The 14,583-nt window shown below is 55.7% G+C and carries 14 protein-coding genes; 1 reads left to right on the plus strand and 13 read right to left on the minus strand.

Annotation, left to right across the window (positions count from 1 at the left end; all coding sequences use genetic code 11):
* Position 1 precedes the first annotated feature (1 nt).
* Genes def through coaBC form a run of 3 tightly spaced genes read right to left on the minus strand, consistent with a single transcriptional unit; the run spans position 2 to position 4,254 of the window.
* Entirely contained in the window at positions 2-487 is a 486-nt protein-coding gene (gene def, locus EV294_RS09230; RefSeq protein ID WP_132306065.1) for a peptide deformylase, read from the minus strand.
* Between the two features lie 33 nt (positions 488-520).
* A complete protein-coding gene (priA, locus tag EV294_RS09235; RefSeq protein WP_132306067.1) occupies positions 521-3,022 on the minus strand; it encodes a primosomal protein N' in 2,502 nt (833 codons plus the stop codon).
* Entirely contained in the window at positions 3,019-4,254 is a 1,236-nt protein-coding gene (coaBC, locus tag EV294_RS09240; RefSeq protein ID WP_132306069.1) for a bifunctional phosphopantothenoylcysteine decarboxylase/phosphopantothenate--cysteine ligase CoaBC, read from the minus strand. Before coaBC ends, priA begins: the two co-directional genes overlap by 4 nt.
* Positions 4,255-4,459: 205 nt before the next feature.
* Here coaBC and EV294_RS09245 point away from each other — a divergent pair, with 205 nt between their 5' ends.
* Positions 4,460-5,368, plus strand: coding sequence for a DnaJ domain-containing protein (locus tag EV294_RS09245; protein ID WP_132306071.1), 909 nt, complete (start codon positions 4,460-4,462; stop codon positions 5,366-5,368).
* A gap of 44 nt (positions 5,369-5,412) precedes the next feature.
* Here the strand turns inward: EV294_RS09245 and EV294_RS09250 are convergent, their stop codons facing one another.
* The 10 genes from EV294_RS09250 to dapF form a co-directional block, all read right to left on the minus strand.
* A complete protein-coding gene (locus EV294_RS09250; RefSeq protein WP_132306073.1) occupies positions 5,413-5,997 on the minus strand; it encodes an HAD family hydrolase in 585 nt (194 codons plus the stop codon).
* Between the two features lie 331 nt (positions 5,998-6,328).
* A complete protein-coding gene (locus tag EV294_RS09255) occupies positions 6,329-7,069 on the minus strand; it encodes a LutC/YkgG family protein (RefSeq protein ID WP_132306075.1) in 741 nt (246 codons plus the stop codon).
* Positions 7,062-8,576 (minus strand): LutB/LldF family L-lactate oxidation iron-sulfur protein, encoded by a 1,515-nt coding sequence (locus EV294_RS09260; RefSeq protein ID WP_132306077.1) that lies wholly within the window; start codon positions 8,574-8,576, stop codon positions 7,062-7,064. The genes EV294_RS09255 and EV294_RS09260 overlap by 8 nt, the downstream gene beginning before the upstream one ends.
* Positions 8,573-9,301, minus strand: a complete 729-nt coding sequence (locus tag EV294_RS09265) for a (Fe-S)-binding protein (RefSeq protein ID WP_132306079.1) — start codon at positions 9,299-9,301, stop codon at positions 8,573-8,575. Before EV294_RS09265 ends, EV294_RS09260 begins: the two co-directional genes overlap by 4 nt.
* 28 nt (positions 9,302-9,329) lie before the next feature.
* Entirely contained in the window at positions 9,330-10,088 is a 759-nt protein-coding gene (locus EV294_RS09270; RefSeq protein WP_132306081.1) for a DeoR/GlpR family DNA-binding transcription regulator, read from the minus strand.
* Positions 10,089-10,387: 299 nt separating this feature from the next.
* Complete coding sequence (rpoZ, locus tag EV294_RS09275; protein ID WP_132306083.1) at positions 10,388-10,600, minus strand: DNA-directed RNA polymerase subunit omega; 213 nt, start codon at positions 10,598-10,600, stop codon at positions 10,388-10,390.
* Between the two features lie 17 nt (positions 10,601-10,617).
* Positions 10,618-11,235 (minus strand): guanylate kinase, encoded by a 618-nt coding sequence (gene gmk, locus EV294_RS09280; RefSeq protein ID WP_132306085.1) that lies wholly within the window; start codon positions 11,233-11,235, stop codon positions 10,618-10,620.
* Positions 11,236-11,248: 13 nt separating this feature from the next.
* The gene (remA, locus tag EV294_RS09285) at positions 11,249-11,509 is read right to left on the minus strand and encodes an extracellular matrix/biofilm regulator RemA (RefSeq protein WP_005548256.1); all 261 of its coding nucleotides are present in this window, start codon (positions 11,507-11,509) and stop codon (positions 11,249-11,251) included.
* Positions 11,510-11,822: 313 nt separating this feature from the next.
* Positions 11,823-13,721, minus strand: a complete 1,899-nt coding sequence (locus EV294_RS09290) for a bifunctional homocysteine S-methyltransferase/methylenetetrahydrofolate reductase (protein WP_132306087.1) — start codon at positions 13,719-13,721, stop codon at positions 11,823-11,825.
* A gap of 12 nt (positions 13,722-13,733) precedes the next feature.
* Positions 13,734-14,570 carry a diaminopimelate epimerase gene (dapF, locus tag EV294_RS09295; protein ID WP_132306089.1) on the minus strand — a complete coding sequence of 279 codons (837 nt, stop codon included), beginning with the start codon at positions 14,568-14,570 and terminating at the stop codon, positions 13,734-13,736.
* Positions 14,571-14,583: the final 13 nt, after the last annotated feature.

A 14,583-nucleotide genomic window follows, 5' to 3' on the forward strand; every position in this document is an offset into this window, starting at 1 on the left:
CTTACTCGCCGCCTTTTCTTTGTCTTGCCGTAATGTCATACACATTTTGCGCAATATCCGTGAACAGAATACCGTTCAGATGATCGATTTCATGCTGGAAAGCAACCGCAAGGAAGCCGCTCGCCTCTACCGTAAACGGATTGCCCTCCGCGTCCTGCCCGTTTACGACGATGCGCTCGTAGCGCTTTACGTCGCCGTTCAGGTTCGGAATGCTGAGACAGCCTTCAGGACCAAGCTGTTCTCCTTCTTTTTCGACGATAACGGGATTAACCATCGAGATCAGACCTGTCTCGTCGCCGATATCCACGACAATGACGCGTTTCGAGATGCCGATCTGCGGAGCCGCAAGCCCTACGCCGTCCGCATCGTACATGGTTTCTGCCATATCCTTCAGAAGCTTTTGCAGATTGGAGTTGAATTTCGTTACTTCCTTTGCCGTCTCGCGGAGCACCGGATCGGGTTCTTTGACAATAATACGAATGGCCATAGCCGTTACCTTCCTTTACAATCGTTATCTATTTTATAAAATGACTTGCGGGTCGACATCGATGCTGAACTGCACCTGCTTTGCCGGCGAGCTCTCCACAAAAGGCGCCATCGCGTGCCTTAGCAGCGCCGGTATGTCGATGTTTCCACGATATTTTATCACACATTGAAAACGGTAGCGATCTTTCATTCTGGAAATAGGCGAGGCGACCGGTCCTAGAATGTCCATCGCCCTCGGCAGACCGCCCTCAAGCGGGCCAAGAACCCCCTCGCCTGCCGCGAGACCCCTAAGCCGCTCGGCAAACTGTTCGCTAACCGAAGACAAAAGAGGCAGCTGTTCATGCGACATCGTCACCAGAACCAGCCTGCAAAAAGGCGGATAGCCCATCACGCTCCGGTGCTTGAGCTCTTCCCGCACAAACGCGGCATAATCATGATGCTGGGCGGTAAGAATGGCGTAATGCTCTGGAGAATAAGTCTGGATAATAACCTCCCCGGGAAGATGATGGCGCCCGGCGCGTCCCGCTACCTGCGTCAGCAGCTGGAACGTCCGCTCCGCCGAACGGAAGTCCGGCAGATTGAGCGACGTATCCGCGGCTATTACGCCAACCAACGTAACGTACGGAAAATCGAGCCCCTTGGCCACCATCTGAGTGCCCAGCAGCACATCCGCTTTCCGCTCGCCGAATTGCTTGAGCAGCTTCTCGTGCGCATGCTTCTCGGAGGTTGTATCCACATCCATCCGGATCACCCGGATCCCCGGGAACAGCTTCGCCAGCTCTTCCTCCACCCGCTGCGTCCCCGTCCCGAAATAGCGGATATGCTCGCTGCCGCAGGACGGGCATTCCTTCGGAGCCAGCTCGGCGTGACCGCAATAATGACAGCGCAGCGCCCGCGATTTCTGATGATAGGTCAACGAAATGTCGCAATGCGGACATGCGGCCGTATACCCGCAGGAGCGGCACATCACAAACGTCGAATAGCCCCGCCGGTTAAGCAGCAGCACCGACTGCTCGCCGCGCTCGAGCCTGTCGGCCAGCGCGGCATGCAGCTTGCGGCTGAACATCGAGCGGTTGCCGTCCTGCAGCTCGCCGCGCATGTCAATGACTTGAACCGGCGGCATCGGACGGCTGCCGACCCGCTCCGGCATGGGCAGCAGCGCCGATTCCTTGCCGGGCGCAGGCTGGCGGCTGGCGGCGGCGAACGATTCCAGCGACGGCGTCGCGGAGCCCAGCACAACCGCGGCCCCATGCTGCCTGGCGCGTCTTACGGCGACATCCCGCGCATGGTATTTCGGGCTCTCCTCCTGCTTGTAGGAGGATTCATGCTCTTCATCAATAATAATAAGCCCAATCCGCTCAAAAGGTGCAAAGATCGCCGAGCGGGCGCCAATGGCGACCTGTACGCGGCGGCTCCGGATTTTGCGCCACTCGTCGTAACGCTCGCCGTTCGACAACCGGCTGTGCAGCACGGCGACGGCTTCGCCGAAGCGCCCCTTGAACCGCTCCACCATCTGCGGAGTGAGCGAAATTTCGGGAACGAGCACAATCGCCTGCTTGCCTAATTCCAGACAATGCTGAATGGATTGCATATAGACCTCTGTTTTGCCGCTCCCCGTAACGCCATGAAGCAGCAGCACCTGCGGCTCGCCGCGGCTTACCGTGCCCGCAATCCGTTCATACACGTCCTGCTGGCCGGGCATAAGGGGTAGCGGCTGCGTCCGCTGGAAATCCCGCCCTGCGTACGGATCCCGTTCCTGCTCGACTTCATGCAGGCCAAGCAGGCCCTTGTCCGCGAGCGCACGGACGCTGGCAGGCGAACCGCCTGCTTCCGCCAGCAGCGCTTGCAGCGGCATGGCCTCGCCGCGCTCCAGCATGAAGGCGAGCAGCTCGCGCTGCTTCGCGGCCCGGGCCGGGAAGCTCTCCAGCGCTTCGCGCGCCGCTGCTTCGTCATCCGGCGGGAACACGGTCAGCACCTTGCGAATCGCCAGACGGTCCCGGATCGAAGTCTGCTCCTGCAGCAGCCCGTCGCGGAGCGCTTCCTTAATAGCCGCCGAATGCTCCGGATACCGCTGCTGCAGCGTCTCCAGCTTAAGCTGCTTCTGCCTGCCGATCCACGTCAGCATCTCCTCCGGCAGCAGCGCCGTCAGGCCATAGTCCTCCGCCGTATAATCCGGATCCTCGTTCAGGCTGATATACCTTTCCGCTTTCCCTTTCAGAGCGGCCGGAATCATGGCTTGCAGCGCTGTCGTCCAAGAACAGCAATACTTGTCGCTCATCCATTTGGCCAGCTCGATCAGATCGGGCAGCAGCGGCGGAACCGGATCGAGCAGCTCGGATACGGCCTTCAGCTTCATGGGATCCACGTCGGCCGTCTCCGCAAGCTCAATGACAAAGCCCTGCAGGACCCGGGGACCAAAAGGAACGCCTACCCGGCTGCCGACCTCAATCCAGCTCTCCATGCCGGGCGGTACTTTATAGTCAAACGGCCGGTCCGTCTGGCGGCTCGGCACGTCTACGATCACTTTGGCAATCATTCTTCGCCCCGACCTCCATCGCGGGAGGCTACCTCCGCAAGGCGCCGGGCAGCAATCGTCAGAATGCGCTGCGCCGTCTCGCGCTTGGACAGCAGCGGCATCGCTTCAATTAATCCGCCTGGGCCGTACAGCTGTACGATATTCGTGTCCCCGTTGAAGCCCGCGCCTTCCTGGCTGACATCGTTGCCCACGATCAGATCGGCATTTTTGCGCTTCAGCTTGTCCATGGCATACTTCTCCAGCTGCTCCGTCTCGGCGGCAAAACCGATCAAGAGCTGATGCGTCTTCCGCTCGCCAAGCGTCTGCAAAATATCCGTCGTTTTCTCCAGCTCCAGCGTTAAGGTTTCGCCGGACTTCTTGATCTTCTGGCCGTGTCTCGTCACCGGGCGGTAATCCGCCACTGCTGCCGATTTAACCACTATATCCGATTCGTCGAATCGTTCCAGCACGGCGTCAAGCATTTGCTGCGCCGACTCTACCCGTATAACCTTCACGCCGGCAGGCGGATCAACGGAGGTTCTGCCCGCGATAACCGTAACCTCGGCACCCATCACCTTGGCGGCTTCCGCAATGGCAAAGCCCATTTTGCCGGAAGAATCATTCGTCAAATACCGGACCGGATCAAGGCGCTCCATCGTGCCTCCCGCCGTTACCAGCACGCGCTTGCCCGCAAGCGCTCCGTGCTCCTTCGCTTTCAGCAAAGAATGAACCGCAATGACGATATCCTCCGGCTCCGCAAGACGGCCTTTCGCCACGTAACCGCACGCAAGCTGACCCGTTCCCGGCTCAACGAACATCACGCCGCGGGATGCCAATAGCTCCAGATTGCGGACAACCGCCGGATGCTCGTACATATGCACGTTCATGGCCGGCGCCATCAAAACCGGACTTGTTGCCGCGAGCAGCGTGGTGCTCAGCATATCGTCGGCCAGGCCGTTAGCCGCTTTTCCAATAATATTCGCGGTTGCCGGCGCGATTACGACCAGATCGGCTCGATCAGCCAAGTCAATGTGCGTAACGACCGAAGGGTCCTTCTCGTCGAACGTATCGATGTGCACCGGATGGCGTGACAAGGTTTGGAGCGTAAGCGGCGTAATGAATTTGGCTGCCGACTCCGTCATGATGACGTGCACCTCCGCCCCCGCCTGCACGAGCTTGCTGCAGAGCGCCGCGCCTTTATAGGCTGCAATGCCGCCGGTAATGCCTAGTACTATCGTTTTTCCTCTCAACATACTGTTTCCCCCGATTTATGCTGTTAATCTATGTATTGACCGTTTAGGCAAGACCCATTCGCGCTTTTTCCTATCATACCATAGGTCATCCCAATTTGTAGCCTGGGCCGTTCCCAGATGGAGGAATGGAAATCTTCTATTCAAATCCGTATACTAGAGAGTAGCTATTATTTTTTCTAATCCTAACAGAGGTGAGAGCAACTCCATGGACGAACTGAAACGAGCTTACGAAACGATGGGTCTTCCTGAAAACGCTTCGAAAGAAGAGGTCGATAAGCGTTACACCACCTTGATGCGGCAAGCTCGGGCAAGACAAAGAGAAAATCCCGGCGGAACCGATCAGGCTGACTTTGAGGAAGTAACGCGCGCCTACCGGTATATTCTCGACGAGGACAACCGGAAAGCCAGCGAAGCATTCAATCAGCAGGAATACGGCAAGTACAAGAAAATGGCCGGCTCCGCGGAGAAGGTAGACCATTTCTGGCGCTACTACAAATTCCACGTGCTTGGCGGCATCATTGCCCTCATTCTTGTTATCGTTGGCATTAACAGCTACCTGGACCACCGGGCGGAGCAGGAACGTCTCGCAAAGCTTCCGCCGGTAGACCTGTCCATCATGTTCCTTGGCGAGTATTACATGAGCGACAGCACGGGCAAGCAGACCGAAGAAGCCGATATCGAAGAAGCGCTCCTGAAGCAGTTCCCGGAGTTCAAGCGCTTTAAAGTCAACTTTACGTACGTACCGCTGGATGCGAAGGATCAAATGGACATTGCCTCCCAGCAAAAAGCCATGGTCGTGCTTGCGACGGAACGCCCGGACATCTATATCACGGATACGGCAGCGTTTAACTGGGTAGGCCCGCAAGGCGCGTTCATGAACCTGGACTCGCAGGCGGATATCGCCAAGCTGCTTAAGCCGGAGGACGGCTACAAGCAAAAAACGGAAGAGGATCCGGCCGAGCATACGTATGGCGTGAAAATCTCCGATAGCCCGATCATTAAAAATATTCCGATGCAGGCTAAAGACAACTATATCGCCAGCGTGCGCGAAGGCTCCAAAAACACCGAAAAAGCGGTTCAGTTCATCGAGAAATTCCTTGAGACCAAGCAATAGGATGAAGCAAAAGCAGCAGGTTCCCGGAGGGGAGCCTGCTGCTTTTATATGGCAAGAAACCGGTCGACCCGATTTACCCAGTCACCCTGCTCGTCGGCGAGAAGAGTTGTCCAGCCTCGCAGCTCGGGCTCCTTGAAGTTTTTCGCCTGATCGTCGACAAACAGAATGGACGCCTTTGATTCGAAATGCTGCTCAACCCGTTCGTATATGGGTGCATCCGGCTTGCAGCAGCCGGCTATGCTGGAGATCGTCACGCTGCGCAAATATGGACGCAGAGGGGAAACAATCGGCTCCAGCCATTCCGAGCGGTGGTTGCTGAGCAGATGGATATTGGCATGCCGGCTCCAGCCCGGTATCCGTTCCGCCGCGGGCAGCGGCGTAATCCGGGACAGCAGCTTGATTCGGGCCTCCTCCCTGTCGATTGCAGGGAACCGACTGCAAAGCTCGTCCCAGAATTCCACTTCGGTTATAGCGCCGCTCCATAAACTCACTCGGATCTGTTGTTTGAATCGGGCCAGTCTATCATAAGGCAGCTCGTACCGCATTCCAAGCTCCTGCCAAAAACGCGGCGAGAAATTCGCCGCAATCACGCCTGCCGCGTCTAGAACCAACTCCGGTTTTGCCTTCACGGGCAACGCCACCTCCTCACGGATAATCTCATTACTCCCTTTTATTAATTAAATTCATTCGAGTCATTTCCTGCTTGCTCTACAGCAATGCTTGACACGTTTACGATGCGAGGCGCCGTTAAATGTTCGGTGCATCAGTATTTTCGGTGAAATAGCCCCCCGTTTGGTCTCTCTTAACGATGCCCGCATCGTTAAGCGATGTAAAAATCGCCGGAATCGGCGAAATGACAGATTTGGCATCCCTTAAAGAGGTGCCTGCTGATGCCAAAAAAGCCCGCAAGCTCTAATCCGGCGCCGGAAGCGCCAGCCCAAGCATACGGGCATGCACAAATTAACCAACTAGCAAAGCGTAGACGACGCCGGGTCCGTGAACGCCGATCGTCAGGTCATTCTCGATATCTGCCGAACGGCTTGGACCGGAAATAAAGTGAATCCCGGCCGGCAGCTGCTCGCGTCCCGCTTCATCGAAATTGATCAAGATCTCGCCTAGTCGCGTCTTCAAACGATCAAGCGGGATCAGAACAAACAATACGGTCGGCAACAAGCTTACCGAGCGGCCTTTATCCTTCGAGGATAAGACGGTAACGGAGCCCGTATAAGCAGCCGCGTAATCAGCCGTTACTATACCGAAGTCCGATTCCGCCGCGCGCGCTCTCCAGTTCTCATCCGCATCGTCGTTCCATACCCGGACTACCGCACCCGACGCGGCAAGCGTCTCTTCGAGACCAAGCTCATTCAGCTCCGGCTCATTTTGCCGGATGACGTATTTGGCGCTTAGCGCTTCCGCTTTCTCCGCGATAAACCGTTTAGCCGCTTCCATGTCGGCAAGCCGCTCCACATGCCCGCCGGCTGCCTTGAAGTTCGCCTCGAATCGGTCCATTCGCTCCTCAAGCGGCCATTCGAAGACTTGCCAGAAATCCGGCGCGCCCCGGAACGGATGCTCGGGCGCCGAGGTCATCCGGGAACGTTTCAGCTTCTGGGCGATCCCGTTCATGAACGCCTCCTGCTTCCGCTTGGACTCTTCCTCTAACTGCTTCAGCCATTCCTCATGGGAATCCACCTGCTTAGCCATGACCGTTGCCTCCCTTGCCGTCTCTGCCTTGCACAATGGCTTCCATCCGGCTGCGCACGTCGGGATCAAGCTCCTTCAGCCCATGGCGCAGTTCCTGCTCAAGTGTCCCCCATTGCTCGCGGAACGACTTCTTCGGCAGGCTTGGCGTTACCCGGTACGTATTCCAGCCCTTAAGCGGTCCAAGCTTGAGACGAATGCCGCCATCCCGCACAACCAGCTTCTGCCCGAGCTTCCCAAGCTTCACAAGGCCGGCATAACGCTTCGAGCTGCCCATGACGGCAGCAAAGCCCTTCATCCCGATCGACTCAGCCGCATTGCCATGCCCTTGCTCCTGCTTGCGCCGGCGCAAATAAATGAGCATGTCGTGAAGCGGAATTTTGACCGGACAAGCCTCGTAGCAGGCTCCGCACAAGCTTGAAGCGTTGGCGATATCATCCCACTCCGCTACGTTTTTCTGCAGGGCAGGGGTCAACACGGCCCCGATAGGACCGCTGTACGTTCCGCCGTATGCATGCCCGCCGATGTGACGGTATACCGGACAAGCGTTTAGACAAGCACCGCAGCGAATACAGTTCAAGAGCTCCTGGAACTCCGGATCGCCCAGCTGCAGGGAACGTCCGTTATCGACGATAATAATATGCATCTCATCCGGTCCGTCCGCGTCAACCTCGCGTCTTGGTCCGGTAATGCCGGACATGTATACCGTCAGCTTCTGCCCTGTCGCCGAACGCGGCAGCAGAGTAGCCATAACCTCCAGGTCCGCCCAGGACGGAATAATCCGCTCCATACCCATCAGCGTAATCTGCGTCTTCGGAACGGTCGTAACCATCCGGGCATTGCCTTCGTTCTCGAAAAGCACCATCGAGCCGGTCTCGGCAATCGCGAAGTTGCAGCCGGTCATCCCGATATCCGCCTCCAGGAACTTCTCCCGAAGCTTCTTGCGCACAAAGCCTGCAAGAATGGACGTATCCGGAGCAAGCGTCTCGCCCGCTTCCTGGGACAGAAGATCAGCCACCTGATAACGGTTTTTGTGAATAGCCGGGATAATAATATGGGAAGGCGTCTCGCCGGCCAGCTGAATGATATACTCGCCAAGATCCGTTTCGATGGCCTCAACGCCAATGGACTCAAGCTCGTGATTCAAATGCAGCTCTTCCGTAACCATCGATTTCGACTTTACAACCGACTTCGCCTGCTTCCGCTGCGCAATCTCAAGAGACAGCTTGACCGCTTCGGCAGACGTCTCGGCAAAATGCACATGCACGCCGTTAGCGCGCGCCTGATTCGCAAACATATTTAAGTAGTAATCCAAATGAGCGATCGTATGAAGCCGGATTTGCCGTCCGCGCTCCCGCCAGTCATCCCAATTGCCATGCTCGGCGGAAGCCTGCTTTTTGCCGTTCCGAAGACGTTCCGTCGTGAACTTGACGGCTTTGCGCAGAAACTCGTCATTTAGCGCCAGTTCCGCTCGTTCTTTCACCGTTGATGCCGTTCCGGCCGTTTTCATCCCTGCTTCACCCCTTCATACAAGAGCTCTGCCAAATGCATCACCTTTACCGGCTGATTGCGGTACCGCAGGTTGCCGGCAATATTCATCAGACATGCCAAGTCCAGCCCAACCAGCACCTCGGCTTCCGTCTCCAGCACATGGTCCACCTTCTCGGTAACCATCGCGCCGGAAATATCGGCCATCTTCACCGCAAACGTGCCGCCAAAGCCGCAGCAATCCTCCGCGAATGGAAGCGGAACAAGCTCCAGCCCCTTCACATGCCGCATAAGCTGCATCGGTTCCTCCTTAATGCCCAGCAGCCTGCTGCCGTGACAAGAAGGATGGTAAGTCACTTTGTGCGGAAAAACCGCGCCAACGTCTTTAACGCCAAGCACTTGAACAAGAAATTGCGTAAATTCGTAGGATTTCCGTTGAAGCTTCAATGCCCGCTCATGCATAACCGGATCCGCTTCAAACAGCTTGGGATAATGATGAATCATGCCCGTACAGGAGCCGGAAGGCGAAATAACGAAGTCCGAATCCTCAAAGGCATCCAGAATCGTCTTCGCGCTCTCACGCGCTTCCTTCCAATAACCGCTGTTGAAGGCGGGTTGGCCGCAGCAGGTTTGCACGGTTGGAAAATGAAGCTGAACCCCGTACTTGGCCAGCAGTCTGACCATTGCCTCTCCCACTCGGGGATATATCGTGTCGCTAAGACAGGTGATAAATAATGAAACCTTCACCTCGTCACCTCACAAACGTATCGATTCGTTAAACCATCGTAACCGGTATTGAACGCTCGGATAGCCCCGCTGCAGCCTCCTGGGAAAGCCGGCGGTCCGTGATAATGGCGTTAACCTCCGCCAGATCGCCTACGTGGGTAAACGCCTGAACGCCAAACTTGCTGGAATCCGCAAGCAGGATGACTTGTTCCGCGATACCGAGCATCTTATGTTTAATGCGCGCCTGGAGCTCATTCGATTCGCTGATGCCGCGCTCCAGATGCACGCCCTTGCAGGATAAAAACAGCTTGTTTACATGATAGGTTTCAAGCGACCGTTCGGCGAGCGGCCCTACATAGGATAAAGAGCGCGAGGCTAGTATACCGCCGGTCGAGATCACTTCGATCTTCTCCTTGTTGCTTAGGGCGACGGCAACTTTAATCGAATTGGTCAAAACCGTGAGCGGAATATCCGGCAGGATCGATGCCATATACCATGCCGTGGAACTGGCGTCCAGCAAAATCCGGTCATTGGGCTTAATCAGCTTGACCGCTTCTTCCGCAATACGTCGTTTCTCGTCTGCATGCATAATTTCCCGTTCCGCGACCGGAGTCTCCGGCTGCGTATCCTTGACGCTGACCGCGCCGCCATGCGAGCGGCGAAGCCGTCCCGCCTGCTCCAGTCGGTCAAGATCCCGGCGGATCGTCTCCTCCGTGACCTGACAAAGCTCGCTCAGCTCCGATACCCGGATGCTGCCCCGCTCATTTACCAATCGAACTATCGTTTCGTACCGTTCCGCAACCAGCATAGCCTACCTCTTTCTCTATCTTCTCATTTTTCGATTCCTATCGATATTTTAAGGCCAAGCTATCTATTATACAACGAAGGATCAGAACCAGAGGGACAATGCGCAGGGTTAACAGGAATCCCATAACTTACGAGCCATTTTGTTTCCCCTCCGACTAGATTTGTTTTTGTTTGTTTCTATGTTAACATGTTTGTTTATTTTTGAAAACTGTTATTTCAAACAAAAACGGACATGACCGGAAACGAATAAAAACAAAAAAAGGATGGAGCTGGTTAGCTCCATCCTTTCTTCAGTCAAGCTTATTGTTGTTGTTTGTCCGCTGTTTGTTCAACTTGCACGATGTCATGGAAGATTTCCTCCAGGGCAACACCGACAAATTTACGGGATCTCGGGTTGCGAAGCTCGGATTTTTCACCGTTACGCAACATGCGCGCGCGTCTCGAAGCCGCAACTACAAGCGAATATTTGCTATCTACTTTTTTCACCATTTCATCAATCGATGGATACAACATTGTTCTTCACCTCTCGCTCAGACTTTCTCGGTAGCAGCCGGCAGCTCTGCCAAATGGGAATAATACCGGTCTCTGCGGCAATGCTCAGCCACGATAATGCTTTGAATACGATGGCATGCGGCGTCAATCTCGTCGTTAACGACCGCATAATCATAATGACGGATTAAGCTCATTTCTTCAACCGCTACCGTCATCCGGTTATTGATCGTATCCTGGGTTTCCGTTCCCCTGCCCGTAATGCGGGACTTCAACTCATCCAGCGATGGAGGAAGCAGGAAAACAAACACGCCTTCCGGGAACTTCTCTTTCACCTTCAACGCGCCTTGCACTTCAATCTCGAGAATAACGTCCTTGCCGCTGGCAAGCGTACTCTCAACGAAATCGCGCGGAGTACCGTAGCAATTGCCCACATACTCGGCATGCTCAAGGAGCGCGTCTTTGGCGATCATCTCCTGGAACTGCTCTCTCGTCTTGAAGAAATAATTAATGCCATCGATTTCGCCTTGTCTTGGCTTCCGCGTCGTTGCCGAAACGGAATAGACAAGCTCAGGCACCTTTTGGCGCAGGACGGAACACACGGTTCCTTTACCTACGCCTGAAGGTCCGGACAATACAATCAACAATCCCTTATCCATATGACTCCCCGTGTTATTCGTCGTTATCGTCATCCTTGGTCGACAAGCGGTGCGCAACCGTCTCGGGCTGCACGGCCGATAAAATGACATGATCGCTGTCCGTAATGATAACGGCGCGCGTGCGTCGTCCGTAAGTCGCGTCAATCAGCATATGCCTGTCGCGCGCTTCTTGAATGATCCTTTTAATTGGTGCCGACTCCGGACTAACAATTGAAATAATGCGATTGGCCGAAACAATATTGCCGAAGCCGATATTAATAAGTTTAATAGCCAAGTCAGGTTCCCCCTCCGGTCTTCCTCGTGCAACTCCCGAATAATCATATATTTGTATAAAAGTATTGGACCCTGATGGATTGCTCCACCCTGCCAAATAACGACAGAACCATTGCACTATTGTTGACGAAAAAAGTCCGGAGCATACGTTCCGCGCCGCGCCTACACGCCTGTTCCCGCTATTCCGGAGACACTGCCTGTCCCGGGAAAGATGCAGCCGGTCAAACAGGCAGCCCGATCCATTGTTATATAGTTTAATGGATTTTGAAGAAACGAACAAGAGAAAACAAGAGAAATTGCGAAAACAGACTATTTTAGCGTCTTTGCACGCCTGTTTTCGCCCATACGTACTCGGTCAGCTCTACCGCCATTTCGTAGAACATAAACGGCGTCATGAAGTAGATGCCCTTGAAATGACCGACGGCAATGTCGAGCAGCTCCCGGGAGATTCGAACGCCTTCCGCGCGTCCCGCCGCGCCTTCAAGTCCCGCCATCCTCTTCCGTACTTCATCGGGTAATTGGATGCCGGGGACCTCGTTATGCAGATATTCGGCATTGCGCCCGCTTGCAAGCGGCATAATGCCAATGAACACCGGAACGGGCAGATGCTTTGTCGCTTCCGCGATTTTCTCCATGAGAGCCGGATCGTATACCGGCTGGGTCATAATATAATCCGCGCCGGAAGCGATCTTTTTCTCCAGCCGCTGGACCGCCTTGTCCAAATGCTTGACGTTTGGGTTAAACGCCGCGCCTACGACGAATTTGGCTTTCTGCTTAAGCGGCTTGCCCGAGAAAGCGATGCCGTCGTTAAGCTGCTTTGTCATCCGGATCATCTCGAAGGAAGTAAGGTCGTATACCGAGCTGGAATCCGGCAAATCGCCGAAGCGCGCCGGATCTCCGGTTACCGCCAGCACATGGTCGATTCCGAGTGCGTCCAGCCCCATCAGATGCGACTGCGTTCCAATCAGGTTGCGATCCCGGCAAGCAATATGAACGAGCGGGCGCAAACCGATTCGGTCCTTCACCAGCGCGGCAAGCGCCAGATTGCTCATGCGGGTCACCGCCAGCGAGTTGTCCGCCATCGTAACGGCATCCGCTCCGCAGGCTTTAATGGCAGCCGCGCCGGCCATAAATTTCGCAATATCGAGATCGCGCGGCGGATCCAGCTCGACAATGACCGTATGCCTTACTTTTACGGTGTCGACCAGCGATGGTTCCGAAACGATTGGCGTGTCCGCCCGCTCCCCGGAAGCATTCTTCACCACCTCGGCCGCTCCCGCCTCTATGACGATAACCTCCGCCTCCGGGGGGGCGGCAATCGCAACGGCTGCCGCGCCGCCTATCGGGGCATAATCCTCCAAAGCCCTCGCCATGGCCGCGATATGCTCCGGCGTTGTTCCGCAGCATCCGCCGATGATCCGAGCGCCGCGATCCGCGAATTGCAAAGCGGTCTCGGCAAAATAATCTGGCCCGGCCGAATACTTGTATTTGCCGTCAACATAATCCGGGATACCCGCGTTCGGAAAGATCGAAAGCGGCAGCTCTACCGGTCCGCCAATCGATTCAACCGCCCGCATGATTCCGTTTGGACCGCTCCGGCAATTGAAACCGACGACATCCGCTCCCTCATCCTTCAATAAAGCGAAGGCATCAAGCAAGCCCGTGCCGTCCTGCGTGCGTCCGACATCCTCCACCGCAAACTGGCAAAGCACAGGCAGCTGGGTCCTCTTGCGGGCAAGTCCCAGTGCCAGGCGCATTTCGTCAAAATCATAAAACGTTTCAAACAGAATTCCGTCCACGCCTTCGACAAGCAAAGCATCCAGCTGCCGCTCAAACGCATCGCTGACTTCGGATGTCCGCACATCCTTCAGCTTGCCGGCGCGGATCGAGCCAATAGCGCCAACCACGTAGGCATCCTCGCCAGCGGCCGCTTTCGAAATACGCACCCCGGCACGGTTAATCGCTTCCATATCCGGCTCCAGACCGTATTTGGACAACTTGACCAAATTGGCCGAGAACGTATTGGTCTCGATGACGCGCGCGCCTGCTTCGTAGTACCGGCGATGCACGCCTTCAATGACATCCGGGCGGGTCATATTCAATTCTTCGTAAGAAACGCCGACAGGGAACCCCATCTGATACAGATAGGTTCCCATTGCGCCGTCCCCGGTCAAGATACGCTGCTTAAGCTTCGTTCTTAAATCGGGCTTCATATTCATTTCTCCCTATTCCCATTCGCCGCGGTATACTTCGGCTGCAGGTCCAGTCATATAAACATGATTATCCGCTTCATTCCACTCGATCGTCAGGTCGCCGCCTTTAAGCGTTACGACCGCCGTGCGGTCCGTTAAGCCGTTCAGCACTGAGGATACGACCGTTGCGCACGCGCCGGTGCCGCAAGCCAGCGTAGGTCCGGCACCGCGCTCCCATACGCGCATTTCCGCGTGTTCGCGGGAGGTTACGGTAACGAATTCCACATTGATCCTGCGCGGGAACATCGGATGCGTCTCGAGCTTTGGCCCCCAAGTCGCAAGATCAAAGCTGGCCGCATCGTCCACGTAAATGACGCAATGCGGGTTGCCCATCGATACCGCGGTGAACCGGAATTCCCGGCCGTCCACTTCAATCGGGTGCTCGATAACGCGTTCTTCGTCCACCGTTGTAGGCACCTGCAGGCCGTTCAGAATCGGCTCGCCCATATCCACGCGCACCTGCCGCACTTTGCCGTCCGCCACTTCCAGCTGAACCGTCTGGGCGCCGGCGCCAAGCGTTTCGATCGTTAATTCCTCTTTATCCGTAAGACCGTTGTCGTAAATGTATTTCGCCGCGCAGCGAATCGCGTTGCCGCACTGCTCCGCCTCCGAGCCGTCGGAGTTGATGATGCGCATGCGGAAATCCGCCACTTCCGAAGGAAGGATGTACACCAGCCCGTCTGCGCCGATGCCGAAAAACCGGTTGCAGCGGTCTATAGCCAGCTCCGCTGCATTGCCCGGCAGCTGCCGCTCGCCGGCGATTACGATAAAATCATTCCCCAAACCATGCATTTTTGTAAATTTCGTCATGGTGTTCCCCCTT

Source organism: Paenibacillus sp. BK033, from assembly GCF_004345425.1.
Classification (GTDB): domain Bacteria; phylum Bacillota; class Bacilli; order Paenibacillales; family Paenibacillaceae; genus Pristimantibacillus.

Bases quoted from the DNA above. Each gene is read 5' to 3' on its own strand.
- EV294_RS09260 (WP_132306077.1), bottom strand. From the start codon at position 8,576: ATGAAAACGGCCGGAACGGCATCAACGGTGAAAGAACGAGCGGAACTG.
- dapF (WP_132306089.1), bottom strand. From the start codon at position 14,570: ATGACGAAATTTACAAAAATGCATGGTTTGGGGAATGATTTTATCGTA.
- EV294_RS09255 (WP_132306075.1), bottom strand. From the start codon at position 7,069: ATGGCTAAGCAGGTGGATTCCCATGAGGAATGGCTGAAGCAGTTAGAG.
- priA (WP_132306067.1), bottom strand. From the start codon at position 3,022: ATGATTGCCAAAGTGATCGTAGACGTGCCGAGCCGCCAGACGGACCGG.
- gmk (WP_132306085.1), bottom strand. From the start codon at position 11,235: ATGGATAAGGGATTGTTGATTGTATTGTCCGGACCTTCAGGCGTAGGT.
- def (WP_132306065.1), bottom strand. From the start codon at position 487: ATGGCCATTCGTATTATTGTCAAAGAACCCGATCCGGTGCTCCGCGAG.
- EV294_RS09290 (WP_132306087.1), bottom strand. From the start codon at position 13,721: ATGAAGCCCGATTTAAGAACGAAGCTTAAGCAGCGTATCTTGACCGGG.
- coaBC (WP_132306069.1), bottom strand. From the start codon at position 4,254: ATGTTGAGAGGAAAAACGATAGTACTAGGCATTACCGGCGGCATTGCA.
- rpoZ (WP_132306083.1), bottom strand. From the start codon at position 10,600: ATGTTGTATCCATCGATTGATGAAATGGTGAAAAAAGTAGATAGCAAA.
- EV294_RS09270 (WP_132306081.1), bottom strand. From the start codon at position 10,088: ATGCTGGTTGCGGAACGGTACGAAACGATAGTTCGATTGGTAAATGAG.
- EV294_RS09245 (WP_132306071.1), top strand. From the start codon at position 4,460: ATGGACGAACTGAAACGAGCTTACGAAACGATGGGTCTTCCTGAAAAC.